This is a genomic window from Algibacter pacificus, from assembly GCF_008033385.1.
GTDB classification, from domain to species: Bacteria; Bacteroidota; Bacteroidia; order Flavobacteriales; family Flavobacteriaceae; genus Algibacter; species Algibacter pacificus.
Window position 1 is genome coordinate 145,729 of sequence record NZ_VOGY01000006.1, and the last position, 26,576, is coordinate 172,304.

At 33.4% G+C, this 26,576-nt stretch carries 16 protein-coding genes and 1 tRNA gene; 10 read left to right on the plus strand and 7 right to left on the minus strand.

What is annotated here, in order from left to right:
* Positions 1-11: 11 nt before the first annotated feature.
* The 3 genes from FQU21_RS10840 to FQU21_RS10850 all read right to left on the minus strand — a co-directional run bounded on the left by FQU21_RS10840 (position 12) and on the right by FQU21_RS10850 (position 3,187).
* On the minus strand, positions 12-659 hold the full coding sequence (locus tag FQU21_RS10840; RefSeq protein WP_147678027.1) for a hypothetical protein: 648 nt from the start codon (positions 657-659) through the stop codon (positions 12-14).
* Positions 660-756: 97 nt separating this feature from the next.
* Positions 757-1,707, minus strand: a complete 951-nt coding sequence (locus FQU21_RS10845; protein ID WP_147678028.1) for a T9SS type A sorting domain-containing protein — start codon at positions 1,705-1,707, stop codon at positions 757-759.
* Between the two features lie 10 nt (positions 1,708-1,717).
* Positions 1,718-3,187 carry an SUMF1/EgtB/PvdO family nonheme iron enzyme gene (locus FQU21_RS10850; protein WP_147678029.1) on the minus strand — a complete coding sequence of 490 codons (1,470 nt, stop codon included), beginning with the start codon at positions 3,185-3,187 and terminating at the stop codon, positions 1,718-1,720.
* Between the two features lie 230 nt (positions 3,188-3,417).
* Here FQU21_RS10850 and FQU21_RS10855 point away from each other — a divergent pair, with 230 nt between their 5' ends.
* The gene (locus tag FQU21_RS10855; RefSeq protein ID WP_147678030.1) at positions 3,418-4,155 is read left to right on the plus strand and encodes a LytR/AlgR family response regulator transcription factor; all 738 of its coding nucleotides are present in this window, start codon (positions 3,418-3,420) and stop codon (positions 4,153-4,155) included.
* Positions 4,155-6,089 (plus strand): tetratricopeptide repeat-containing sensor histidine kinase, encoded by a 1,935-nt coding sequence (locus FQU21_RS10860; protein ID WP_147678031.1) that lies wholly within the window; start codon positions 4,155-4,157, stop codon positions 6,087-6,089. Before FQU21_RS10855 ends, FQU21_RS10860 begins: the two co-directional genes overlap by 1 nt.
* A 169-nt stretch (positions 6,090-6,258) precedes the next feature.
* On the opposite strand, the gene FQU21_RS10865 is transcribed toward FQU21_RS10860, so the two are convergent.
* Together FQU21_RS10865 and FQU21_RS10870 are read right to left on the minus strand one after the other, a co-directional pair.
* A complete protein-coding gene (locus FQU21_RS10865) occupies positions 6,259-7,029 on the minus strand; it encodes a M48 family metalloprotease (protein ID WP_147678032.1) in 771 nt (256 codons plus the stop codon).
* 78 nt (positions 7,030-7,107) lie between these two features.
* Positions 7,108-7,560: a GNAT family N-acetyltransferase gene (locus FQU21_RS10870; protein WP_147678033.1), complete on the minus strand. Its 453-nt coding sequence runs from the start codon at positions 7,558-7,560 to the stop codon at positions 7,108-7,110.
* Between the two features lie 321 nt (positions 7,561-7,881).
* On the opposite strand from FQU21_RS10870, the gene FQU21_RS10875 reads away from it, so the two are divergent.
* Positions 7,882-7,954 (plus strand) — tRNA-Gly (locus tag FQU21_RS10875).
* 302 nt (positions 7,955-8,256) lie between these two features.
* On the opposite strand, the gene FQU21_RS10880 is transcribed toward FQU21_RS10875, so the two are convergent.
* Positions 8,257-9,831 (minus strand): solute:sodium symporter family transporter, encoded by a 1,575-nt coding sequence (locus FQU21_RS10880; RefSeq protein ID WP_147678034.1) that lies wholly within the window; start codon positions 9,829-9,831, stop codon positions 8,257-8,259.
* Between the two features lie 32 nt (positions 9,832-9,863).
* On the minus strand, positions 9,864-10,736 hold the full coding sequence (locus FQU21_RS10885) for an inositol oxygenase family protein (RefSeq protein WP_147678035.1): 873 nt from the start codon (positions 10,734-10,736) through the stop codon (positions 9,864-9,866).
* A 548-nt stretch (positions 10,737-11,284) separates the two neighbouring features.
* Between FQU21_RS10885 and FQU21_RS10890 the strand changes: the two genes are divergently transcribed.
* The 7 genes from FQU21_RS10890 (at position 11,285) to FQU21_RS10920 (ending at position 26,572) form a co-directional block, all read left to right on the plus strand.
* Entirely contained in the window at positions 11,285-14,365 is a 3,081-nt protein-coding gene (locus FQU21_RS10890) for a SusC/RagA family TonB-linked outer membrane protein (protein WP_147678036.1), read from the plus strand.
* 13 nt (positions 14,366-14,378) lie between these two features.
* A complete protein-coding gene (locus FQU21_RS10895) occupies positions 14,379-16,031 on the plus strand; it encodes a RagB/SusD family nutrient uptake outer membrane protein (protein ID WP_147678037.1) in 1,653 nt (550 codons plus the stop codon).
* Between the two features lie 96 nt (positions 16,032-16,127).
* Entirely contained in the window at positions 16,128-18,212 is a 2,085-nt protein-coding gene (locus FQU21_RS10900; protein WP_147678038.1) for a GH92 family glycosyl hydrolase, read from the plus strand.
* A 3-nt stretch (positions 18,213-18,215) separates the two neighbouring features.
* Complete coding sequence (locus tag FQU21_RS10905) at positions 18,216-19,838, plus strand: glycoside hydrolase family 28 protein (protein ID WP_246124823.1); 1,623 nt, start codon at positions 18,216-18,218, stop codon at positions 19,836-19,838.
* Positions 19,839-19,842: 4 nt separating this feature from the next.
* A complete protein-coding gene (locus tag FQU21_RS10910; RefSeq protein WP_147678039.1) occupies positions 19,843-22,146 on the plus strand; it encodes a GH92 family glycosyl hydrolase in 2,304 nt (767 codons plus the stop codon).
* Positions 22,147-22,183: 37 nt separating this feature from the next.
* On the plus strand, positions 22,184-23,623 hold the full coding sequence (locus tag FQU21_RS10915; protein WP_147678040.1) for a glycoside hydrolase family 125 protein: 1,440 nt from the start codon (positions 22,184-22,186) through the stop codon (positions 23,621-23,623).
* Positions 23,624-26,572 (plus strand): glycosyl hydrolase 115 family protein, encoded by a 2,949-nt coding sequence (locus FQU21_RS10920; protein ID WP_147678041.1) that lies wholly within the window; start codon positions 23,624-23,626, stop codon positions 26,570-26,572.
* Positions 26,573-26,576 lie beyond the last annotated feature (4 nt).

Genomic DNA, 26,576 nt, shown 5'->3' on the forward strand with positions numbered 1-26,576 from the left:
TTATTTTAAATTTAATAGTTAAGATCATCAACTAGAAAACCGCGAACATTCACTTTAATTAATTCTGTAGCAGACGTGGTGTAATTATACGCATTTAAGTATTCCCCTGGTTTTAATACAAAAATTGGTGCACTATCTCCTAAATACGGTATTGTAGCATCCATTTTAAATGAAAGCAACACTTGAGTCTCTGAATATGTGCCTCCGTTTTCGGATGGTGAAATACCCATTGAAATTTTAATTTGGCCATTACCTACCGCCGAAGTATAGTCTCTTGGGTAAATACCTGTTATTATAAGAAGTTTTCCTGCAGGAGGTGTTTTAAATGAGCTTGAAGATGTCCAAGTTCTAAATGACAAAGACAAACCTTCATTCCGACTAATATTAGGACTGTACCCGTATATGGGTACAGGGTTCGATGGTAGTGCACTAGTTTTTTTAGAATTAAAACTGTTCCATTGTGTGCCATCATGGCCTTCAAAAGCGCTGTCTGTATTGTTATAGCGCATGGTACCTGCAGTTGGAGTGGTCGCATCATCCGATAGTTTAATTTTTCCGTTAACATCTAATGCTTGGTCTGGGGTCGAGTTGTTTACGCCTACTTGAGCTATTGCGGTAAAACAAAAAAGTAGCATAAAAAGTGTGTGAATTTTTTTCATGGAAATTGATTTAATGATTAATTGCTGTTAATTTAGGTTGTAATCATGTTAAATTATAAACGATTAAATAATTTTCTCTAAACTGTATATGTGTTTTTTATTTTTTTACAACCAAATGTTTAGATGCTGTACCGTTTTTTGAAACAATTTTTAACAGATACATACCGTCTGATAAATTGGTAACATTTATAGTGTTGTCATTAGATAGATGGGTGTTAATTTTTTGTCCAGCTACATTAAATATTTCTACAGAAGTTATGGTGGTTCCTTTATTAGCTTTGATAGTTACTAGATGACTTGCTGGGTTGGGATAAAGACGTACATTGAATTCGTCGAGTTCTTCTTTAATTTCTAAATAAAGTGTTGGATTTGAGAGGTTTATTGAGTTGTATCCATCGCCATTACCACCTTTAAATAATATAGAGAAATCGAAGTTCCCTAGATTTGTGTTCATTAAGCTTACCACATCATGCCCGTCTCCATGGCTACCCTTATAGAGTACAGAGAAATCGAAGTTCCCTAGATTTGTGTTCATTAAACTTACCACATCATGCCCGTCTCCATGGCTACCCTTATAGAGTACAGAGAAATCGAAGTTTCCTAGATTTGTGTTCATTAACGTTGCCACATCATGTCCGTCTCCATGGCTACCCTTATAAAGTACAGAGAAATCGAAGTTCCCTAAATTTGTATTCATTAACGTTGCCACATCCTGTCCGTCTCCATGACTACCTTTATAGAGTACAGAGAAATCGATATTGCTTAGATTTGTATTTATTAACGTTGCCACATCTTGCCCGTCTCCATGACTACCTTTATAGAGTACAGAGAAATCGATATTGCTTAGATTTGTATTTATCAACGTTGCCACATCTTGTCCGTCTCCATAGCTGCCCTTATATAATACCGAGAAGTCAAAATTCCCTAAATTAATATTTGTTCGGCTTGCAATGTCATAGCCATCACCATTTCCGCCATTAAATTTTTGAGCCAGCAACGCATGTATAGAAAGCAATAAAAACGATAATATAATTATTGTTTTTTTCATATCTATACTATTAAGGTGCTGTTCTTGCCGCTCTAAATCCTATTCTAGAACTACCACTTGGAATTAAACTTGCACCATCAAATCGATCGGATATTCTTATAAAACCAGTTCCGTTGGCATAGCTTCCACCACGGTAACCATACCCGTCTCCTGTTGCGTTTTCTGGCCAATTAGTAACGGTTCCGTTTCCAGATATAGAACTAACAATGCCATTGCCGTGTGTGCCGGAGAAAGCTCTACCTTGTACCGTTCCAACAGTAATACAAGTTTCGTAAACATTACCGGATAGTTCCATAATTCCGTAGAAACTACCCCCAGTTTCTTGTCTTGTTTTGTTTATTGCACTGGCTGCAAAAATGCCACATCTTGCAGGACCACCAAAGTTGGTGTCTGTTAAATTATATAGAGCATTTCCTGTATTAGTACCCGGGTTAGTTATCTGTTCGTTAGGTAATCCGATATTGTTAATGTTATAGTCAACATTATTTATCTTAGAGGTTCCCCAAGCAAATTCACCAGCAATTGGAGTGTTTGGTCCTCTAGCTGCTTTTTCAAATTCTAGTTCGGTCATAGGTCGCATGGCAGCCCAATCTAAATAGGCATTTATATTGTTTACATGTACATATGCTATTGCTCTATCTGGAGCTGTGCTAGTAGCATCTGCTGTACCGCCGGACCAAGCAATAGTGTTTCTAAATATTTCTGTATCACTATTTTTATGGGTTCCATCGGTAAGGTCATGATAGGTTTTTTGCTGTTCTGTTAATGTGTTGAAAAAAGATAACCATTGCGCTTCTGATGTTTCATATTTCATTACGTAAAACGCTCTAAATCCTTTTGGAAAATTAGCTGTTAATATACCTGTTTGGTCTCCTCCATTAAGGTTATCTTCAGTGTAAAAAAGGTTGTTAGCCGTATTCTCTATTGTAATGGCGTTCTCACTTGTTACTCGATATGAAGTAGAAGTAGAAGAACCTCCATTATAAAATTTATTTTTTTCATCACCGCTAGTTCCACCAACATAGAAAGGCCCTTCTGGTACATACACCATTTCAATAGCAAATACTTGTATATCTAAAATATCGGCAGTATTAATACTACCATAGTCCCATCTTAATTGAATATCACTAAAATTAATTGTACCATTACCATCGGTATCTCTATAAATAAAGGCTCCTTTATTATCACTAGAAACTTCAAGGGTGCTTCCTGCTGCTGTCACAGAATTTACTTGGTTTAAGTTTGCATGCCTCCAATCACCGTTATTAGTGCGGTACTTTACAAAAATCCAAGCGGCATCCCAATTGGAGGGGCCAGTACTAATGCGCCAAGAATTTTCCCATGATAAATCGAATTCTACATGAACCCAACTATCAGCTTCGTTTAAATTTTCTAATGAAATGTTTGAAACCTGAATGTTATTTGCATATCCGGTTACATACATCATCATAATTGTTAAAAATGTAATTGTTTTTTTCATAATGTGTTGATTAATAGTTTTGTTAATGCAATTTAAGCAGGAAATACATTACGTATTACAGGTTTTGTATAGATGGTTTTAAAAACTGTATACTTGGTAAGTATTGTTAATATTAGTCTACGATTTGTATCACTTTAGTTTCCAATTGTACATTATTTAATACCATATATACTTTATAAAGCAAGATGTATTTTATAAAACCATATATTTATGTTCAAAATGTGTTTGTTATGTTAAAAACCATACTTATTGATGATGAATCTAAAGCATTGGAAGCTTTGGTGTGGGAATTAGAAAACTTTAGCGATGAGGTACAGATTTTGAAAACCTTTACCGACCCCAAAGCGGCTTTAAAATATATAAGCAACAATGATATTGACTGTATTTTTTTAGATATAGAAATGCCGACAATGGATGGATTTCAATTTTTAAATACTATAAAAGTTAAGGATTTTGCAGTTATAATTACCACGGCTTATGATGAGTATGCCATAAAGGCAATTAAACAGCAGGCTATCGACTATTTGTTGAAACCTATTGATATTGACGATTTAACTATAGCCATTAAAAAGGCTAAAGATTTTGTTTTTAAAGGGGATTTACTTTCAAACAAACTAGAAAGTATTTTAAAAACCTATAACAACACGATAAAAGATAAAAAAATAACTATAAATTCAGACGGAAAACTTATTTTTCTAGACATTGAAACCATTTTATTTGTTGAATCAGACGGTAATTACAGTACGTTGTATCTTACCGATGCTAAAAGTATTTTAGTTACAAAGAAACTAAAGGAAGTGAATGCCTTGTTGCCTAAAAGTCAGTTTTTTAGAATACATAATTCCTATATTGTTAATCTGGAAAAAATAAAAGAGTATGTTAAAGCAGATGGTTATGTTGTTTTGGAGGGAAATCATAAAATACCAATCTCCAGACAAAAAAAAACCGACTTTCTAAACAGAATGTAATGCAGAAAACGTTCTTTTTTAAATATTTAGTGGTTTTGCTGGCTTTTTCTTTTGGCCATGGACATTCGCAGTCCAATGTTAACGAAAAGCATATAAATCTAGATAGTATTGTAAGTTTACAAATAACATCCTATGAGGCAATAAATAAATTGTTTAAACCTTTTTCTAGAGATTCTTTAATTATAGCGTCATTTTTAAATAAATCTCAAGCTAAAAACTATAATTTCGGGTCTAGCTTTGCTTATAATTTGTTAGGTGTTTATTGCAGGAATACATCGCAATATGAAAAAGCTATCGCTTTTCATTTTAAAGGTCTGCAACTAGCAAAAGCACTTAATAACACAGAAATGAAAATACTGCACCTTAATATGTTAGGTGTTGTTTATAGGCGCAAAGATGCCGTGCGTTCAGCATTAGATTATCACAAAGAAGCCCTAGTGCTAGCCGATATGGTTAGTAATAAAACAGAAACAATTAAACGAAGCCGGGCAGTATCATTAAATAGCATTGGTAATATTTATTTGGCACTTAACCAGTATAAAATTGCGATAGAGCAATTTACAAAATCACTAAAGATAGAAGAAAATCTTGGTAATATTTTAGGCCTAGCTATTAATTACCATAATATTGGTTATGCGTATGAAGGTTTGGGAGATTTAAATAAAGCATTAGAGTTTTATAAAAAATCATTAAATTATAACAAACAAATTAACTCAAAATTGGGTAAGGTTATTTGTAATAGTAGCATCGCTAAAATTTATATAAAGCAAGATAGGACAGAGGAGGCGATAAAAATTAATGAAACAATACTGAATGATGCCAAAGGATTTCGTGATAAGTTTCATTTAGTGGACATATACACAAACCAAGGTTGGGCGTATTTAAAATTAGGCGACTTAAAAAAAGCAAAGTTTAATTTAGACGAAAGTTTAAAAATTGCAATAAACCATGATTTTAAAAGTGCTATAGAAGAAAACTATAAGTATTTAAGTCTCCTTGCAGAACAGGAAAAGGACTTTAAAAATGCCCTTTACTATATAAAAGAATCTAGGAAATATAGCGATGAACTTAAAAAAGAACAGAATTTTCAGTATGTAAATGATGCAATTATAAAGTATGATACCGAGAAAATAGAAGATCAACTTTCGTTTTTGGAACGAGAAAATGAAATTGTAAAACTTAAGTTTAAAAAGAACATGAATCTCGTAATTATTTGCGGATTAGTTCTTTTTATACTCATCATATTAGGTTATATATTATACCGCCAGCGCTTACTTAAAAAAGAAAAACGGATACTTACGTTAGAGCAAGATGTTCTTAGAAGTCAAATGAATCCTCATTTCATGTTCAATTCATTAAACTCCATAAAACAATATATTATTTCCAATGAGAAAAAAAATGCGGTTTATTATCTTAATAAATTCGCGAAACTTATGCGTAAGATATTAGAAGCATCAAAAGCTAAAGAAGTTAGCCTTTTTGAAGAACTTGAAACCATAGCACTATATTTTAATATAGAGAACATTCGGTTTTCCAATACCATAGAATTTACTACTAAAATTGACGACACTATTAATCTTGAAGGTATAAAATTACCCTCATTGGTATTGCAACCTTTTATAGAAAATGCTATTTGGCACGGGCTATCTTCAAAAAAAGGAGATAAAAAAATAATATTGGAAGTATTAAAAACTTCTAAAAATCACATAACTATTAATATAACAGACAACGGTATTGGTCGAGAACAATCTGCATTTATAAAACAAAACAAGACCATCAAAAAAAAATCTGTAGGCTTAACACTAACAAAAGAAAGATTGTTAAATTTTGAAAAGAACTATAAGCATAAATTTCAATTAAACTTTGAAGATTTAAAGGGTGAAAATAATATCGCCATTGGTACAAAAGTGATTCTTAAAATACCCATTCGCTAGACACCATTTAAGTTGTTTTTAAATAATGCACTAAAGTTAATATCTTTATTCAATTCGCTCCTAATTATATTTAGGAGTAACCCAATCCATAATTTCTCATGGTATCGTAAAGCTTCAAATGAATTGCCCTAAAAAAGCACTAACATGTCTCTTTTATGTGGAGGGTTTTCTATTGTATTTTTTTATATTTTTCTATGGCTGCTTTAATTTTTTCAATTCTATTATCTGGATCCGGATGCGTGCTTTGAAATTCAGGAACTCGATTTGGTCCAGCCGCATTTTTTAAAATTTCCATAACTCCAATCATCTCTTCAGGATTATACCCTGCTTTTAGCATAAACCGAACCCCTAGTTCATCACTTTCAAGTTCGTCATCTCGGCCATTGGTTAGTAATGTGTTTTGTCCAATGCCGTTTATTAAACCTCCCATATCAGCTCCAACAGAACCAGCAGTTGTTAAGCCTTGCCAGTATTCGCTTTCAGCAATGCGTTCGGCACTGTGTCGACCAAGAACATGTCCTATTTCATGACCTAAAACCCCAGCTAATTGATGTTCATTTTCTAATTTTGAAAACAAGGCATAAGTAATAAATATTTGTCCGCCGGGTAGAGCAAATGCGTTTATAGTGCTTGGATCGGCAAGTAAATGAAATTGGTATTTGTAAGGTGTTGTTTTAGCGATACTATTATTTACTAATTTATTACCAACATTATCAACAAGAGCTTGATATTTGGTGTTTTCATGCAAACCGCCATGTTGTTGTGCCATTTGTGGTGCGTTTTGTAGACCAATAGCTATTTCTTCGTTAGCATTCATGGAAATAGTTTGTGTTCGACCTGTATATGGGTTTTCTTGCTGTTGGCTACATCTTTTAAAAATAAAAAATAGAGCAATTGTTACCCCAATTAGTAGCCTTACTTTTAAATTTTTTCCTCTCATTTTGATAGCTGTTAAGTTATAATAAGTTACGCTTACAATTTAGACGCTTTTTTAAGGGGTAAGTCACCTAAGTCTAGTTTACTGCGTTAAGTTTTTTTTCATTGTAAAATGTGGTCCAATATTTTTTATGTGAAATGAATTACCTATAATATGATATCCGTTTTTTTTATAAAAATCAACGGCAATTTCACGAGCATTGCACCAAATTAAATCTGCATGTTTTTTTTTCAAAAAGGAATCGCAATAAGTTATAAGTTCTTTGCCAACACCTAAACCCTGGTAAGGTTTAAGGACAGCCATTCCTCGTAATTGATATTGTGTTAATGCTGTAAAATTGGGGTTACGTTTTTTTAAAATAGAGCAAACACCAATTAAAATAGTATCATAAATTCCAAAATGTATGGTTGTATCTAAATTATCGCCATCAAAAAAACAAGATTCTATGGGTTTACCGGGTCTAAGCACAGGATGTCTAACAGAGTGTGTGTCCGTGGCTATAATTTGTTTTATGTAATAATGTTGCTTTTTCATAAAATCAAACATAAGTAAAATATTTATCTTCATAAGGAAAAGAAGGATGAGTTACATCTAAAAACACGTAATAGTGATTACTTTTTAAAAGCGAAAATGATAAAGTATAAGTTGAGGTAAATGTTTTTTTGGATAGATTTAATAATGCCATAAAAAATATGTGGTACTATATTTAAGCTAAATGTCTAGGTATCAAACTATGGCTGCTGGTTGTTTTACACTTACTGCGTATTTATATCTTTTTGGTTTATTTTTTTAAAAAAAAACATAAAATTTATTTGGAAAAACACGTTAATATGTTGTAAATTTGCATCCGGAATTGCGAGAGTAGCTCAGTTGGTAGAGCGTCAGCCTTCCAAGCTGAATGTCGCCGGTTCGAACCCGGTCTCTCGCTCAAAAAGCTTCATAGAAATATGAAGCTTTTTTTATGCGTTACGTTTATTAAGTAAGGGTTGCTTTATAAAAGGCTGTGGAGCGTGCCAAAAATGGTGTTGGATGATGCTTACTTAGTTACAACATTTTATAATTATAAATTAATACTGATAAACCTAAAATAGAAACATCTAAAGTGTCTTATTACAAATAAACAGTACTTTAGTAGCTTTGGTTTAGTTACAAGAAAATAGATTCATATTTTTCGTACTTCTAAAACTAATAAAAATATAGTTCTAGAAATAATACTAAAGTTTAATTTGTTTATGAAAGAAAAATATAAAATGAAATAGTAATAAGTATTAGTATGGCTCCATATGCTTTTACGTTTGCCCACTGTTTCTCGTTAGAGATATTTTCTTTATAAAGAGAATGCTTTTGGCTTGTAATTGAATATTTTGAAACTAAAAACATAATGCAAAAGTTTAAAATAAATTCGATACCCCATAAATGCACAAAATGAATGTTTAAATTAAGGATAAATGTACTTAAAATATAAAAGGCAAACCCGAAAAATAAACCAGCCTTAGCTCCTTTAGTATTTATTTGTTTAAAAAATAGACCAGCAATAATAATGGATGAAATAGGTATAAAAAAGATACCATTTAATTGTTGTAAAAGTTGGTACAAACCATCTGGAGCATAAGCAACCATTGGAGCAACAACAATAGCGATTATAGCCAAAACTATTGATGAAATTTTACCATATTTAACCAGTTTTTTATCTGAAACGGTTTTATTAATTAGTTTTTTATAAATATCAAAACAGAAAATAGTACTTGCGGAATTTAGCACACTGTTAAATGTGCTTAGTACTGCTCCTAAAATAACTGCTGCAAAAAAGCCATATAAATAGTTTGGCAGAACTTTTTTAACTAGCATAGGGTATATTAAATCTGGTGTTTCATAAAATTGATCTTGAAAATAATAATAGGCTATTAAACCTGGCAAAACAATAATTGCTGGTACAAATAGTTTTAATATACCTGTGTAAATTAGCCCTTTTTGGGCTTCAACTAAGTTTTTAGCACCAAAAGCACGCTGTATAATAGCTTGATTCATTCCCCAGAAATATAACTGATTAATCATTAAACCTGTAAAAAGTACCGAGAAAGGAAGTACAGAGTCTGGTTTTCCGATAATATTAAATTTATCTGGAGCAAAATTGTAAACGGTACTTAAGCCGTTAAATAAATTTCCATTTCCTATTTTATAGAGCGCAATAGCGGGAATTAATAATCCACCAGCCATAAGGCCAATACCGTTTAATGAATCTGAATAAGCAACCGCCTTTAAACCTCCAAAAATGGCATATAGTGATCCAATAATTCCAATAACTAAAACGGTATAAATTAAAGATTGTTCTTTTGAAATCTGAAATATAGTAGAAAAATCGAAAACACTTTCAATATTAATAGCTCCAGAATATAATACAATAGGGAGCAAAGTGATTACAAAAGAAGACATCAGTAAAAACGCAACTATTGATCGGATAGCACTATCAAAACGTTTTTCTAAAAACTCAGGAATCGTAGTTAATCCCATTTTAATAAATTTTGGAATAAAATAAATAGCTGCAATTACTAGCGCTATTGCAGAGGTAACTTCCCAAGCAATAATAATAATTCCATTTTTGTATGAGCTCCCATTCATTCCTATTAAATGCTCGGTAGAAATATTTGTGAGTATCATAGATCCAGCAATTATAGGACCGGTTAAGCTTTTTCCTGCTAAGAAATAACCTTCAGAAGTTGTGAGTTTATCTTTTCGGAGTTTATAGGTGGTATATAGTATTACAAAAAGCGTAAAACCGAAAAAGCCTAAATAGGTGTAAAACATAAATTTTAGTGGTTTAGTTGATTAGTAATAGTTTAAAATTTCAACACATCTGGTAAGTATTTTTTTACGATATCTTGATAGTAAGGTTTAAGAGCTTGTGAATCTGGTTTAACAGGGGCTTTTGTATACAAATCGTATGGGTTAAACTTTTTTACCCATTCAAACATTTCTTTGTCTTTTTCATTCATTAAATATTCATATTCATTTTCACGATGTTGTGAATAAAAAGAATGGTAACGAATTATGTATAAAGCGGGTTCTGGTAGATAATCTTTTAAAATTTGATATAAGTACTCATCATGTCCCCAACTCATTTTTACATTATCGAGGCCACAGTTGGGAGAATAAACCCCATATTTTGTATTGTATTTTGGGTTTGTAAAATCTGGGTTGTTTTTAAAGAATTCGGGATATACTATTTTGTTCGAAAATCTACAACCAACAGGAAAAGTATCACCAACTACGGCCCATTGTGGTTCCCCAAATAAACAAAGTACTTTGCCTAAATCATGGATAAAGCCTGTAAGAACAAACCAATCTGGATGCCCATCTGCTCTAATAGCCTCACTAGTTTGCAGTAAATGTTGTAATTGGTCTAAATCGATATCTGGATCACTATCATCAACTAGTGTATTTAAAAAGTCTATAGCTTCCCAAATAGACATTTCTTTTTTGTTAAACTTTAAGAACTCTTCTTCTTTTTTACATACAAAATCATAGGTTTGATTCATGTGGTTAATTCGGTAAAACTCTTTAACCGTTTCTACACGCTCAGAATCTACATAATTTCTAAAGGCTTCCTTTTCTTTACTAGAGGTTTTAGGGTCGGGATACCTTTCTTTAAGGTTATCTTCCCAATCGTCAATATCGTTTAAGGGGTTTTGGTAATTGTTTTTAGTATCCATAAAATTATAGTTTAATCAGTTTTACCAAATTTATTTTGTATTAAAGTATTTAATATGGATAATATGTTCAAATTCATGTAAAAAAAAGCCTGTTGAGTACTAATTAATAGGTTTTAGGTATTATGAATATGGTATAAGTATGACGTTTTCTTTAAGGAATAAGTGATTCCTACATGCATTTATGAATAAAAATAAAAAGGAAAGGTTGTTTTGCTGTTTAAAAAAATATATAAATCTGATAAAGTCAACTTTTACAGCACTCCTGTAAATAGAACGCTGCTAATTATAATTAAAAATATGTGTGTTATGCAAGGTGGTAGCTCCTTTTTAGAGCGGTTTCGGATAAAGTTTATAGATGGATTATGTTTTTATTTCCATAGAAAATAAGCCTAATCTAAGAACTCGAAAATTTTAATGGGGCGAGGGCTTAAACATAAAGTTATTATTAAGATAATCTAAAAATTACATATAAATGAATTGATTTTCTAGGTCTTTTTCAGATTTAGAATGTAGTTTTAACAAAAATTTACTAACTAAACTTTATAATAATGAAACAAAGAAAATTACTGTTATTAGTTTTGCTCTTTAGCTTGTCTTTAGCTTCATGGGCACAATCAAATCAAATTTCTGGAGTGGTTTTAGATACACAAGGTATGCCACTTCCGGGAGCCAATGTTCTTGAGAAAGGAGCAAATAATGGAACCGTTACCGATTTTGATGGAAACTTTACCTTAAATGTATCTAATATTAACGGCGTGCTTTCCGTGTCCTATATTGGTTTTAAAACTAAAGAGGTAAATTTAGATGGATCTAGCATCTATAATATTAAGTTAATTGAAGATACTCAGGGTTTAGATGAGGTTGTTGTTGTTGGGTATGGCTCCGTAAAAAAGAGTGATGCTACTGGTGCTGTTGTTTCTTTAGGTTCTAAAGCTATTACGGAGACCAGAAAAACCGATGTAGCTGAAGCCGTTCAAGGTAGAATGGCTGGTGTTGATGTAAGACGTACAAATTCTAAACCAGGATCTCCTTTGTCTATTAAAATTAGAGGAAATACGGTTATTAGGAATGCTAACGTTGGGAATGATGGGGTAAGCGATGATTTAGGGTTAGATTTGTCAAGACCTTTATACGTAGTTGATGGTATTTTTGTTGGAGATCTTAGCTTTCTTAATCCATCTGATATAGAAAAACTTGATGTATTAAAGGATGCATCAGCAACCGCTATTTATGGTTCTCGTGGCGCAAATGGAGTGGTAATTGTTACTACTAAATCTGGTATTGAAGGTAAAACTCAAATAACATATGATGCTACTTTTGGTGTTAACAGTGCGGTAAATGAACCCGATATGTTTAATGGCGATCAGTATGTTTCGTTTGTAAGTGATGTTTTAAGAGGAGAGCAATGGGTTGGAGAATGGACTGATGGTACGGCTACAGTTGAAGATTTTAACAACCTTACTATAGATACCGATAATGAATTTATTGGCCAAATTGAACGAGATAATGTAGCTAATAGAAATTATACAAATTGGAGAGAATTACTTCGTCATGATATACAATTACAAACTTCGCACACTCTTGGGGTTTCAGGAGGTGCCGATGGGTTGGTTTACAACGCTACTTTAGGCTATACTAGTGATAAAGGTTTAATGGGTATTGAAGATTTTGAACGCTCTAACATATCTCTGTCATTAACAAAAAAATTTAAAAATAATTTTACTTTAGGTGTAAAAGGTTACTTTACTGCAACAGAAAGAGAAGGGGGATCTTTAGAACTTTTTAGAAGTTCGATGAGGTTAGCCCCTACTGTAGAACCTTATAATGAAGATGGGACTATAAAACTTTTACCAGATGCGCAAGATGAACGATTTATAAATCCGCTTTACGAGGTCGATGGATCGTGGACTACCAACCAAAGAAATACAAGTTTTATAGCCAATGCATTTTTAGAATATAAACCAGTAGAATGGCTAAAATTGAAAACCAATTTTGCACCTTCTTTTGCAACCGGTCGCGGTGGTGAGTACAGAGGCTTGTTAACCAAAGCAGCTAGAAATGATCAATCTAGAACTAGAGCCGTTTATAATTCGGGATTTAGTAGAAGTTATAACTGGGATAATACCGCCGATATTAATTTTGAATTTAATGACAACCATAGTTTAAATACGACGTTAATTGCTGCTATAAGTTACGAGGATTCTGAGGGATCAGGAATTCAAACTCGAAACTTAAGTTCAGATTTGTTTAGTTTCTACAATACTCAAGCAGGAGCCGATGTAAGAAGTTATGCTACAAGTTTTAGAAAAGAAACAGTGTCATCATTTGCAGCTAGAGTTAATTATAGTTTATATAATAAATATTTATTAACCTTTACAGGAAGGTACGATGGGGCTTCAAAATTAGCAGAAGGGCATAAATGGGCTTTTTTCCCATCGGCAGCATTAGCGTGGAAAGTTTCAGAAGAAAACTTTATGAAGGACATTAATTGGATTTCTAATTTAAAATTTAGAGTAAGTTATGGTGAATCTGGGAATTACAATTCTGTAGGTGCTTATGCTTCACAAGCTACACTTCGTCAATTAGATTATCAATTTGGAGATACCTATGCTTTAGGGAATATGCTTGGTAATTTAATTAATGACGAGTTAACCTGGGAACGCTCAAAAGAATTTAACGTAGGTGTTAATGCTAGTTTCTTTAAAGGACGAGTTAGAGCGGAAGCTGAGTATTACAATAAGAAAACAGTAGATGCTATTTTAAATAGAAACCTCATGGGGCTTACCTCGTTCTCTGGTACTGTAGGGAATTTTGGTTCAGTAAGAAACAAAGGTATAGAATTAACATTAACAACCGTGAATATAGATACGGGCAACTTTAAATGGCAAACCAGCATAAACTATGCGCGTAACGAAAACGAGTTGTTAGCATTGGATGGTGATATTGATAAACAACCATATGGTAGACACGGTGTGCTAGAGGTAGGGCAACCTATAGATGCTATGTATTCCTATGAAAAATTAGGTATCTGGCAAATAAATGAGGCTACAGAGGCCGCTGTTTACAATGCTGTTCCGGGAATGTATAAATTTAAAGATCAAAATAACGATAACCTTATTAATGAGCAAGATCGTGTGGTTATTGGTAATCATGCTCCAGATTGGATTGGAGGTATGACCAATAGTTTTACGTATAAAAATTGGGATTTTAATGTTATGGTTTATACAAGACAAGGTGTGTTTGGGCACTCGGAGTTTTATCAAAACTTTGCTACTCATAACCCAGATAATGCAAAATTTAATAAAATAGATTTAGATTATTGGACACCAAATAACCAAAATGCTAAATATCCTTTACCAGGGGCTGCACTATCTAATGGACAGGCCAATGAGTGGTTTTTTGAAGATATGTCTTTTGTAAAAGTAGGCAACATTGGTATGGGATATTCATTTCCTTCTAGTTTAGCTGAAAGGTTACATTTAAGTTCATTAAAACTGTCTCTAAATATTAAAAACCCATTTATTTTTACAGATTATAAAGGGCCAGATCCAGAAACAGGTCTGCAAAATTCCTACGGTATGGCTTATTCTGTTAAAACAGCAATTTTTGGTATAAAAGTTAGATTTTAAAAAATAAAAGATCATGAAAATTAACAATAAAATAAAATATATAATTATGACTGCGGGCTTGTTTTTAAGCTTGGTAGCATGCGATAGTTATCTTGAAGAAGAAAACAAATCAGCGGTAACGGCTGAAAACTATTATACTTCAGATAATGCAATAGAATTGGTTAATGCGGTGTATACGGCAACGAGACAACCTTATAAGTATTACAGCGAAGCCTTTTTAGGTACAGATTTGTTTACTCAAAATGGTCAGCTTTTTAGCATAAACAATCTAAATGAGTACAGCAACATGGCATCTGGAGATGGAGCAGGACCATGGTATGGTAATTATTCGGTAATAAGTGCCGCGAATATCGCCATCAATAGATACGAAAATCAAATTTCATGGGAGTCTGCATTAATTAATCAAAGAGATTTAGGAATAGCGCAAGCCAAAGCACTAAGAGCCTTAGCGTATTTTAATTTAGTGCAACAATATGGTGGAGTTGTGGTTTATTTAGATGAGGTTTCAGAAATCAGATACGATTACGCTCGTTCTTCTGAAGAAGATACTTTTAAACAAATTATAAAAGATTTAGAGGAAGCCATACCGGATTTAGAAACTGCTCCAGCCGAATTTGGTCGTTTTTCTAAACGTGCAGCACAACATTTATTAGCTGAGGTTTATTTAACAAAAGGTTATAAAGATTTTGGTACAACTCAAGATTTTGAAACAGCGGCGCAACTTGCAGAAGCAGCTATTGGAAATTATGATATAAGAAGCCAAACGTATGCCCAGGTATTCGATTTTGATAATCAATTGAATCCAGAAATACTATTTTCTATACAATACGGTGCTGAAGGCGTAAATAATAGAAGCAATAATAAAAATGGCATTTTTATGAACGTACCTCATAATTATGCAGGAATTTCCCGTACAACAACACCTTATGGAGAACCTACATTTTCAGGGATGCCAACCGATTTTTTCTACAGTTTGTTCGAAGCTAATGATTCTAGAGATGACGTTACGTTACATAGAGTGCTATATGCAACTGTAAATTCACCCGTCTCTGAAAATGGTGTGGAAAATATAGCTGTAGGCGATACTATTGTGTATTATCCTAAAACAGCTTTACCAGCAGGAGAGTTAAAAGATAGGCTAGATCGTTACTGGGTTTTTCAACCAACAGATTATGGATTTGATGTTGCTGAGAACGTTTCTGGTGCAAAGTATCAATATTCAAACAACTTAAATAATGTAAACTTTCCAATTTTTGCAAAATTTGATGAACGTGCACAAGATGGTAACGGGTACAGAGATGTTTTTGTATTTCGTGTTGCAGAAACTCATTTAATTGCTGCAGAGGCCTATTTGGGGGCGAGTAATGTTACTGCGGCCTTACCTCACATAAATAGAGTAAGAGAACGTGCAACTGGAGTGGCAAACTACTACAATAGTTTAACTATTGATGATATTTTAAACGAGCGTGCATTAGAGTTAGCAGGTGAGTCTAATAGATGGAATGTTTTAAAACGTACCGGTAAATTACAGGAGCGTGTTGCCATGTACAATCCACATTTTATAGATCATGGTTCGTTTGATCCAGCTAAACATACAGTTCGACCAATTCCTTCTCAGGAAATAGAACTTTCAGATGGAAGTTTAGATCAAAACCCAAAATATTAGTTTAGTTTAAGTTAAAAGTGTTTTTTGAGTTTGTTTAGTTAAAAGGCAGGCGCTTTTTAGTCTCCTGCCTTTGTTATTTTAAAAATAATTTTCTTTATGAATAAGCCTTACTTATATATATATATATTTTTATTAAGTATATTGGGATGTAAAAAGGAGGTAAATAGTTCCTCTGTAACAGAAAAAAACATAGATAATGCAAGTTACATTAACCCATTTATCTGTACTTCAGATGATCATGGGCAAACAGATGTAGCGGCAGCTGTACCATTCGGTATGGTAAAACCTTGTCCTGATACCAACCCGATATCACATTCTGGATATGATTACAGTGCCAAAGAAATAGTAGGGTTTTCCAATACCAGATTTTCAGGTGTTGGTTGTAGAGGTGTTGGAGGTAATTTAAGAATTTTACCTTTTGCTATTTCAAAAGGTGATACAATTCCTCAAAGCGTTACATATTCAAAAGAAAGTGAAAAAGCTCAAGCCGGGTATTATTCGGTAGATTTAAATAATGGAGTAAAAACTCAGCTTACAGCAACCAGACAAGTTGCGTTTCATCAATATACATTTCCTAAGTCAGAAAAATCTGGTTTTACAATAGATTTAGAAAGCTCTTATGTAGGGCATATATCAGATAACTTCAATATAAATAATGGAGTTGTTAGTGGAGAAATTACAAGCGTGAATGTTTGCAAAAAGGGAGCTTATACATTTTATTTTGCAATTGCTTTTAATAAGGAAACTTCAGAAATAACTAAAGAAGGCTCTAAACTAATAGTTAAATTTTCAACTGCCAAAAATCAAGATGTCCTGTTGCGTTGTGCCTTATCGGTTGTTGATGAAAATAGTGCTATTAATAACCTTAAAAATACAAAGACGTTAAGTTTTTCTCAGGTTAAAACACAGGCTTTCCAGTCATGGAACAACTTTTTAAGCACAATTGATGTTGAAACAGAAAATGATACTTTAAAGGAATTATTTTACACACACCTATACCATACCTCACAATCGCCTTTCATTATAAATGATGAAAACGGAATGATTAGAGGAAGTAATGGCGAAAAATATAAAATAGATACACCCTATTATCATGGGTGGTCTGTTTGGGATACTTTTAGAACCAAGTTACCCTTGTTCTCTCTATTGTATCCAAACCAATATAAAGACATGTTATGGTCTTTAAGAGTATTATATAAACAAGGTAAACCCGATTGGGCAACCAAAACGGAGCCTTTTTTAACTATAAGAACAGAACATACTATTCCCGTTTTATTAGATGCGCATCAAAAAGGAATTTTACCTTATTCGTTAGCCGATGTATATAATGAAATGAAAGAAGAAGCAAAACATTTGCCTTTTAAATCTCCTGATAATGTATTAGAGTCAAGCTATGATTTATGGGCGCTTTCTAAAATAGCACAAATACTTGGTAAAGATGAGGATGCTCAGTTTTATAAAAATAAAGCTTTTGAGTATAAAACACTTTGGAAAGATAAATTCTTAGTGATGGATGATAATTCTGATATCATGCATGGCGATGGTTTATACGAAGGAACTTTGTGGCAGTACAGGTGGTTTGTTCCCTTTGATATTCAAGGCATTCAAACGATGATGGGAGGAAAAGATGAATTTGAAAAGCAGTTGGATTATTTTTTCAATAATGAGTTGTTTAATATAGGCAATCAGCCCGATATTCAAGTACCATATTTATACAATTACACCAATTCACCATGGAAAACTCAAGCCTTAATTCATAAATTATTAAACGAGAAAACTAACAATTGGTATGGCACACATGAAAAATTTAAAACACCAATTGTAAAAAAGATTTTTACGGCAACACCAGATGGTTTTATTAAAGAAATGGATGATGATGCCGGTACCATGTCGTCTTGGTTTCTTTGGTCGTCAATGGGTATGTATCCTATATTTCCAGGTAGTACAGAGGTGGCTTTAACTGCACCACAGTTTAATAAAATAACAATTAAAACTAATAGTAAACCTTTAGAAATTACCACGTCAAAAAAAGGTTTAAACAATATATACATTCAAAAAGTAACATGGAACAACAAAATAGTTAATTCTAGTATTATAGATTTCAATACTATTTCTAAAGGAGGTGTTTTGCATTTTGAATTAGGTGATAAGCCCAATAAACAATGGGGAAAACAAAATTAAATTATGAAATATAGATTAAGTTGTCATACTTCGGTTTTTTGCATTTTTGTAATGATGTTTCTTTTTGGAGCTTGTAATGATGTTGCCAAAACAAAACCAGTAGATGCTGAAGTAAAAAAAACATACCAAAAGAAAACAAATAACAAGGAATACTTGGTAACAGATTTTGATGTGGTTGGAGATGGTATAACTTTAAATACAATAGCCATACAGACACTAATAAATCGGGTTCATGAAAATAAAGGCGGTACCCTAGTATTTCCTAAAGGACAATATCTTTCTGGAAGTTTGGTAATGAAATCTAACGTAAGTTTCTACTTAAAAAAAGATGCTGTTTTGCTAGGGAGTACCAATCCTTACCATTATAAAGATGTGCCAATGCCAGACAGACCCCAATCGCCAAAAAGAGATGATTATTCCAATATGGCATTTTTAGTAGCTTATAAAGCCAATAATTTTAAAATTTATGGCGAAGGTAAAATTGATGGTCAAGGCAGAAAATTAGCACTGGCGGTAGATAGTTTGCATCATTCAGGAGAACGCATAGATCCAAAATATAACTACAGGCGCATGCGTCCCAACGAAACGGCAAGACCTAAGTTGTTAAGATTTTCTATGTGTAAAAATGTAGGTATATTAGACTTAAACCTTCAAAATGGATCCTGTTGGGGATTGTCATTCGAGTTATGTGAAAAATTAAAATTAGATAACTTAAAAATAGTTAACAGGGCTTATTGGAATAATGACGGTATGGATATTACCGATTGCAGAAATGTGCAAATTACCAATTGCGATGTAAATTCAGCCGATGATGGTATTTGCCTTAAATCTTATTTTCCTAATTTTTATAATGACAGTATTTACATAGCTAATTGCACAATAAAAAGTAGTGCAAGCGCCATAAAATTTGGCACAGCATCATATGGTGGTTTTAAAAATGTAACTATTGAAAATATTGAAGTTTTTGATACCTTTAGATCTGCCATAGCTATTGAAAGTGTTGATGGTGGTGATATTGAGAATATTAAAGTATCTAACATTATAGCTAAAAACACCGGGAATGCTATTTTTATTCGTCTTGGGCATAGAGGCGGAAAAGCCCCCGGAAGTGTTAAAAATATCCATTTAACAGACATCAAGGTTGAAGTGCCTTTTGGAAGACCCGATATTGATTATGATTTAAGAGGGCCAGAGGTAGATTTCTTTCACAATCCTTTTCCTTCTTCCATTGTTGGTATACCAGGGCATAGTATTGAAAATGTGTCTATTGAAAATGTAGAGATTACTTATCCGGGAAGAGCTACAAAAGGGATGGCCTATGTGCCGTTAAGCCGATTAGAACAGGTTCCCGAAAAAATAAAAGACTATCCAGAGTTTTCAATGTTTGGCGAATTGCCAGCGTGGGCATTTTATGTAAAACACACCAACAATATCACTTTTAAAAATGTAAAATTACAATTAGAAAATCCCGATTTTAGACCCGCTTTTGTCTTTCATAATGTAGAAGGAGCACACTTAAATGCCGTTAATGTACCAAAAGCAACACAAAAGCAATTTGTTTTTAAGGAACACAAAAATGTCGTGTTTAGTGATAACATAAAAGAAAATAGTCTTATTATTAAATAAACGTATGAAAAATTATATAGTCGCAGTAATCACGGTGTTATTAATGTTTTTTTCTTGTGAAAAGAACAAGAAAGAAACATCTGTTATTAAAGAAAATAAACTCGTAGATTATACTAGTTTAGTGTATCCTACTTTAGATACTGAAAATTCAAGGTGGTTCTTTTTTTCATCAGCAAGCCGTCCTTTTGGTATGGTAAATCTAAGTCCAGATAATGAAATAGATGGCGCTTGGGGCAGTGGTTATCGTTATAAAACCGATACTATAAAAGGCTTTAGCCATATACATGGATGGCAAATATCGGGGGTGTCGGTTATGCCTTTAACGCTTTCTGATGCGAATACCGATAGTGTTTTTAAAGACTTTTATTCAAAATTCAGTCATGATAACGAAGTCGTAACTCCTGGTTATCATAGCTTAGCACTACAACGCTATAATATTAAAACAGAGCTTACCAGTACCACAAGAGTTGGTTTTCACAAATATACATTTCCAGAAAACACCAAAAATGCGGTTCTTTTTAATTTAAATACTGTGCTCGGTCCATCAGATAATGCCGAAGGAAAACTGCGCCAAATTAATAAGAAAGAATTTGTAGGTTCGGTAGTGGCAACACCAACCCACAGAAGACCAAAAGCACTAAAGATATTTTTTAAAATAGAACTCAATGCATCTGTAAATACTTTACAAAAAGATGAAGAAACGGGGAACTATTTAATGCATTTTAACAATTTAAAAGAGCCTTTGCTAATGAAAGTGGCTATTTCATATACTTCAGAAGAGAATGCTCAGTTAAATTTAAAAACAGAACTACCTCATTGGGATTTTGAAACCGTTGTTCAAGATTCTAAAGACCATTGGAATTCGTTATTAAGTATAATAAAGGTTGAAGGCAATACCGAAAAACAACAAAGACGTTTTTATACAGATTTATGGCATGCGCTTCAAGGCAGACGTATTATTAATGATATCAATGGTGCATATCCAGATAATACAGGGGCTGAATTTAAGATTGGGCAATTACCATTGGATGCTTCAGGAAAACCAAAATTTAATCATTACAATTCTGATGCACTTTGGGGAGCGCAGTGGACACTAAATACCCTTTGGGGATTAGCATACCCCGATATTTATGAGGAGTTTGCCATGTCTTTTCTTCAATATTATAAAGACGGCGGTTTGGTTCCCAGAGGACCATCAGGTGGAAATTATACCTACGTTATGACAGGCGCACCAACCACACCGTTTTTTGTTAGCGCGATTCAAAAAGGTATTTTGAAGGAAAATCTAGAAGATATTTATGATGCTTTGAAGAAAAATCATTTAGAAGGTGGTATCATGGAAAAAGCGGGTTACGAGCATAAAACCAATATAGGTGGCGGACTCGACTTTTACATGGAAAAAGGCTTTGTGCCACATCCTAACCCGAAAGGAAAGTTTGGCGGGCATCAAGATGGTGCAGGTTTAACTTTAGAATATGCCTATCAAGACTGGACACTAGCTCAATTAGCCTTAAAACTAAATAAGTCTGAAGACTATAACTACTTCATGAAGCGCTCTAAAAATTATGCGACGCTTTTAAATGAAGAAGGCTGGATGCAACCCAAAAACATAAAAGGGCAGTGGCAAAAAGAGTATAGCCCATATAATTATGAAGAAGGTTTTATAGAATCAAACGGTGCACAATCTACGTGGTTTGTGCCACACGATTATGAAGGACTTGCTGAACTTATGGGAGGCAAAAAAGAGGCTGTTGAAAAATTAAATACTCAATTTAAAGAAGCAGAGCAATTAAACTTTACATCTGGGACATCTCATGCTTCAGAATTACATCCAGAATATCGCAAAATCCCCATAAATTATGGTAACCAACCATCTATTCAAACAGCCTTTATTTTCAATAAATTAGGTCGACCAGATTTAACCCAATATTGGTCCAGAAAAGTTACTTCTAAAGTTTTTGGCGGTTTATCTCCTTCAACAGGATATAATGGCGATGAAGACCAAGGACTAATGGGAAGCCTTGCTGTATTAATGAAAATTGGGCTGTTTCAAGTAAATGGTGGTACAGAGGAAAATCCAGAGTATCAAATTGGTAGCCCTATTTTTGATAAAGTAACTATTCAACTACACCCAGACTATTATACGGGTAAAACTTTGCAAATTAAAGTGATAAATAATAGTGATTCTAATGTTTTGGTAAAAAAGGCTACTTTTAATGATAATCTTTTAACGGATTTTAAAGTGTCTCATAAAGACCTAACAAGCGGAGGAATATTTCAGTTTAAAATGCAGGGTAAAAACGAGTAATAAACCATAGTTTTCTCGTAAATTATAAAGAAAAAAAATGACTAGCAGAAGAAAATTTATAAAACAAAGTGCTTTGGCAACAGTAGGGTTTACAGCTTTAAGTGGTTCGGCTTTTAGTTTTACAAAAAGTATTGAAGACTTTAAATCTAATAGGCCGCCACTTGCAAATAGAACTTTTGTAAGTAATGAAGTTGAGAAGGTTATAAAAAAAGTAAAAAAAGGAATTCGTAGCGAAGAGTTAGCGTGGATGTTCGAAAATTGCTTTCCAAACACTTTGGATACTACCGTAGATTTCGAGTTTATAAATAATAAACCAGATACCTTTATTATTACGGGCGATATTGATGCCATGTGGTTGCGCGATTCTACAGCTCAAGTATGGCCTTACTTACCTTTGGTTAACAATGATAAAAAACTAAAAAATCTTTTTAAGGGTTTAATAAATAGACAGGTAAAATGTATCTTGTTAGATCCTTACGCTAATGCGTTTTATAAAGATGCTACCAGAGCAACAAAATGGAAAGATGATAAGCCAACAGCCAAGCCAGGAGTTCATGAGCGTAAGTGGGAGATAGACTCTTTGTGCTACGCTATTCGTTTATCTTACGGATATTATAAAGAAACTGGAGATACCTCAATTTTTGATGAAGATTGGGACAAAGCCATGAGATTAGCTGTAAATACCTTAAGAACAGAGCAGCGAAAACAAGGAGAAACGCCTTATTATTTTGAACGTGTTAGACGAAATAAAAATGTTACAGCACCATTTAGCGGAAAAGGCAGGCCAATAAAACCAGTAGGGTTAATATGTTCTGCTTTTAGACCTTCAGATGATGGCACCATGTATCCGTTTTTGATTCCTTCTAATTTATTTGCCGTAGAATCATTGGCGCAATTAAGTAAAATTTATAACAATGTTTTAAAAAATTATTCATTTTCAAATGAATGTAAATCATTTTCAGAAGAAGTATTACAGGCTGTAAATACGTATGCCATTTCAGAACATTTAAATTACGGTAGAATATACGCTTATGAGGTGGACGGTTTTGGAAATCAAGTATTTATTGATGATCCCAATATTCCTTCATTAATAGCAATGAAATATTTAATGAACGAGCGGTATTACGATTTAGAGGTATATAAAAATACAAGGGCTTATCTCTTAAGTGATGATAACCCTTACTACTTTAAAGGAAAAGCAGGAGAAGGGCAAGGTGGTCCACATGCAGGACTAGATACCATATGGCCCATGGGTATTATTTTAAGGGCGATGACTAGCGATAGCGATGACGAAATTGTTTGGTGTATTAAGCAACTGATGAATACCCATGATGGTACAGGCTTTATACACGAAACGTTTCATAAAGATGACGCTTCTAAATTTTCTAGATCATGGTTTGCTTGGGCAAATACACTATTTGGGGAGTTAATTTTAAAATTATATAACGAGAAGCCAGAACTCTTAAAAATCATTTAAATGAAATATACATATTTGACTGCGCTGTTTTTGATTTTTTGTATAAGTTCCTGGAGTCAGCAAACTATCAAGTTTCCAATAGTTGAAAACGGAACTATGGCATCAATTACCATTGATGAAAAAGATGCTAAAGTTGTTGCTTTAGCTTCTAAAATCTTATCAAACGATGTTAAACAAGTTTCAGGAAAAAATATGGTAATCAATAAAAAAAAAGCGAAATATCAAATTATAGCAGGAACATTAGGAAAAAGCAAATACATTAATCAAATTGTTTCAAAACACAATATGGATGTTTCTCAAATTAAAAACAAATGGGAAACTTATAGTATTCAAGTTATAAAAAAACCTTCACAAAATGTCGAGAAAGCTTTAGTTATTATTGGTTCAGACCGAAGAGGAACAGCTTATGGATTATTAGAGATTTCTAGAATGATTGGTGTTTCGCCTTGGGAATGGTGGGCCGATGTTACCCCAACAAAGCAGGAAAATATAGTGCTTAATGTAGAAAATAAAATTTATGGAGAACCATCAGTTAAATACCGTGGCATCTTTTTAAATGACGAAGATTGGGGATTGCAACGGTGGTCGGCATTAAATTATGAACCAGAAACAGGCGATATTGGACCAAAAACTTATGCTAAAGTATTTGAACTTTTACTGCGTTTGCGTGCCAATACCATTTGGCCTGCAATGCATAAATGTACTAAAGCATTTTACCATTATCCGCAGAATAAAATAGTGGCAGACGATTATGCCATAGTTATCGGTACATCGCATGCAGAGCCTATGTTATGCAACATTAATGCAGAATGGAATCATGATATTATGGGCGATTATAGATATGATACCAATTCAGAATCCATAAAAACGTTATTCAAAAAGCGTGCTAAAGAAACTGCAAATTTTGAAGGTATTTATACCCTTGGTATGCGTGGAGAACACGATTCTCCCATGATTGTTGGGGAAGATGATACCCAATCGCAAGTAAAACTATTAGAACAGGTTATAACAGATCAACGCAAGATTCTAAAAGCAAATTCTAAAAAAGGTGTTATAAAACCTCAGGCTTTTGTGCCGTACAAAGAGGTGTTGCATTACTACCAAAGTGGATTGAATTTACCAGAAGATGTTAGTTTGGTTTGTACCGACGATAACTACGGTTATATGCGCCAGTTAAGTAATACCAAAGAGCAAAAACGTAGTGGTGGTGCTGGTGTTTATTACCATACATCGTATTGGGGAAGACCTCATGACTATTTATGGTTGAATTCTACAAACCCCGTTTTAATGTGGGAAGAAATGACTAAAGCATATGAGTTTGGTTCGCAAAATATCTGGATTTTAAATTGCGGAGATATCAAACCTCATGAGTACAATATAGAATTGTTTTTGGATATGGCTTGGCATATTGATGCTTTTAAAAATAACGATGCTGTTAAAAAACATCATATAAATTGGAGCGCAAGAGAATTTGGGAATAGCAATGCAGAAGCTATTACTAATTTAATGTTTGATTATAACCAATTAGCATTTCAGCGCCGACCAGAATTTATGGCTTGGAGTCAAGTAGAACCCGTTACTAAATCGGGTAAAACCGAGTTAACTCAGTATCATTATGGTGATGAGGTTTTTAAGAGAATTGAAGCGCACGAAAACCTGATAGACCAAGTAAAACAGTTAAAGCAAACTATTCCCAGTTACAGAGCAGATGCATTTTATCAGCTAGTTTATTACCCAATTGTTGGCGCATCAAACTTAAATTTAAAATGGCTTTACAGTTATAAAAATGAGTTTGTGGCTTCACAAGGCCGAGAGAGTGCTAAGGATTTTGCATCGAAATCTTTAGAGGCTTACAAAACTATTAAAAAAGAAACCGACTATTTTAACAACACACTTCAAAACGGTAAATGGAAGCACATCATGAGCATGTCGCCTAGGCACTTACCTGTGTTTGCAGAACCTACAGCGTCCATTCCTTTAACAGAAAAACATAACACTTTGGGTATAGCCATAGAGGGGTATCAAATGGAGGTAAATAATGAGATTATAAACTCTTATGCCGATGTTTTTCCTGTGTTTAATGCTTATACTAAAAATAAGTACTATATGGATGTGTTCTTAAAGGGACAAGGCGAATTGGAGTGGGAATTACAACCTAAAGCCGATTGGATTATACTTTCTAAAGCCTCGGGAAAATTAGATAAAAACCAATTAGAAGCGCGTATTTGGGTTACTATAGATTGGGATAAAGTACCACAAGGCGAAAATAAAAAGGAAGCTCCGTTAGGGCATGATTACCAGCTAATACCACCAAGTAACAAAGTGAATTCGGCCATAGATGTAATAACAAAAAACAAAACTACAACGCTTGGTGTTTCAGTCTTCAACCCAAAATTTAAGGATTTAGAAGATTATAAAGGTTTTGTTGAAGACAAAGGTTTTGTATCAATAAACGCTGAAAATTATACTAGAAAAACTAAAGGAAAAGAAGCTGAATGGACTACTTTTAGTGGTTTAGGCTATACAGGAAATGTTAGCGTAGCTCTTCCGCGAAGCGCAACTTCTGAAACTCGTGTTGAGGCTATAAAACAAAATAGCCCTGTTTTGGAGTATGATTTTTATACCTTTAATTTTGGGGAGGTAGATGTGTTTTTGCAGGCTGTTCCTACACATGCTTTTAATAATAATTCAGGTGTGCGTTGTGCAGTGGCTATAGACAATGCAGAACCTGTAATAATCGATTTTCAAACCTCTGGAAGAAGTGAAACTTGGAAACAAAATGTGTTAAAAAATGCATCGGTTAAATCCGTTAAGCAAATAGTAAACACGTCAGGAAAGCACAAATTAAAAATCTGGATGGTAGATCCTGGAGTAATGTTAGACCAAATTTTAATAGATTTAGGAGGTTGGAAAACTTCGTATGCATTTCCACCAGAAACCAAAATGTAATATT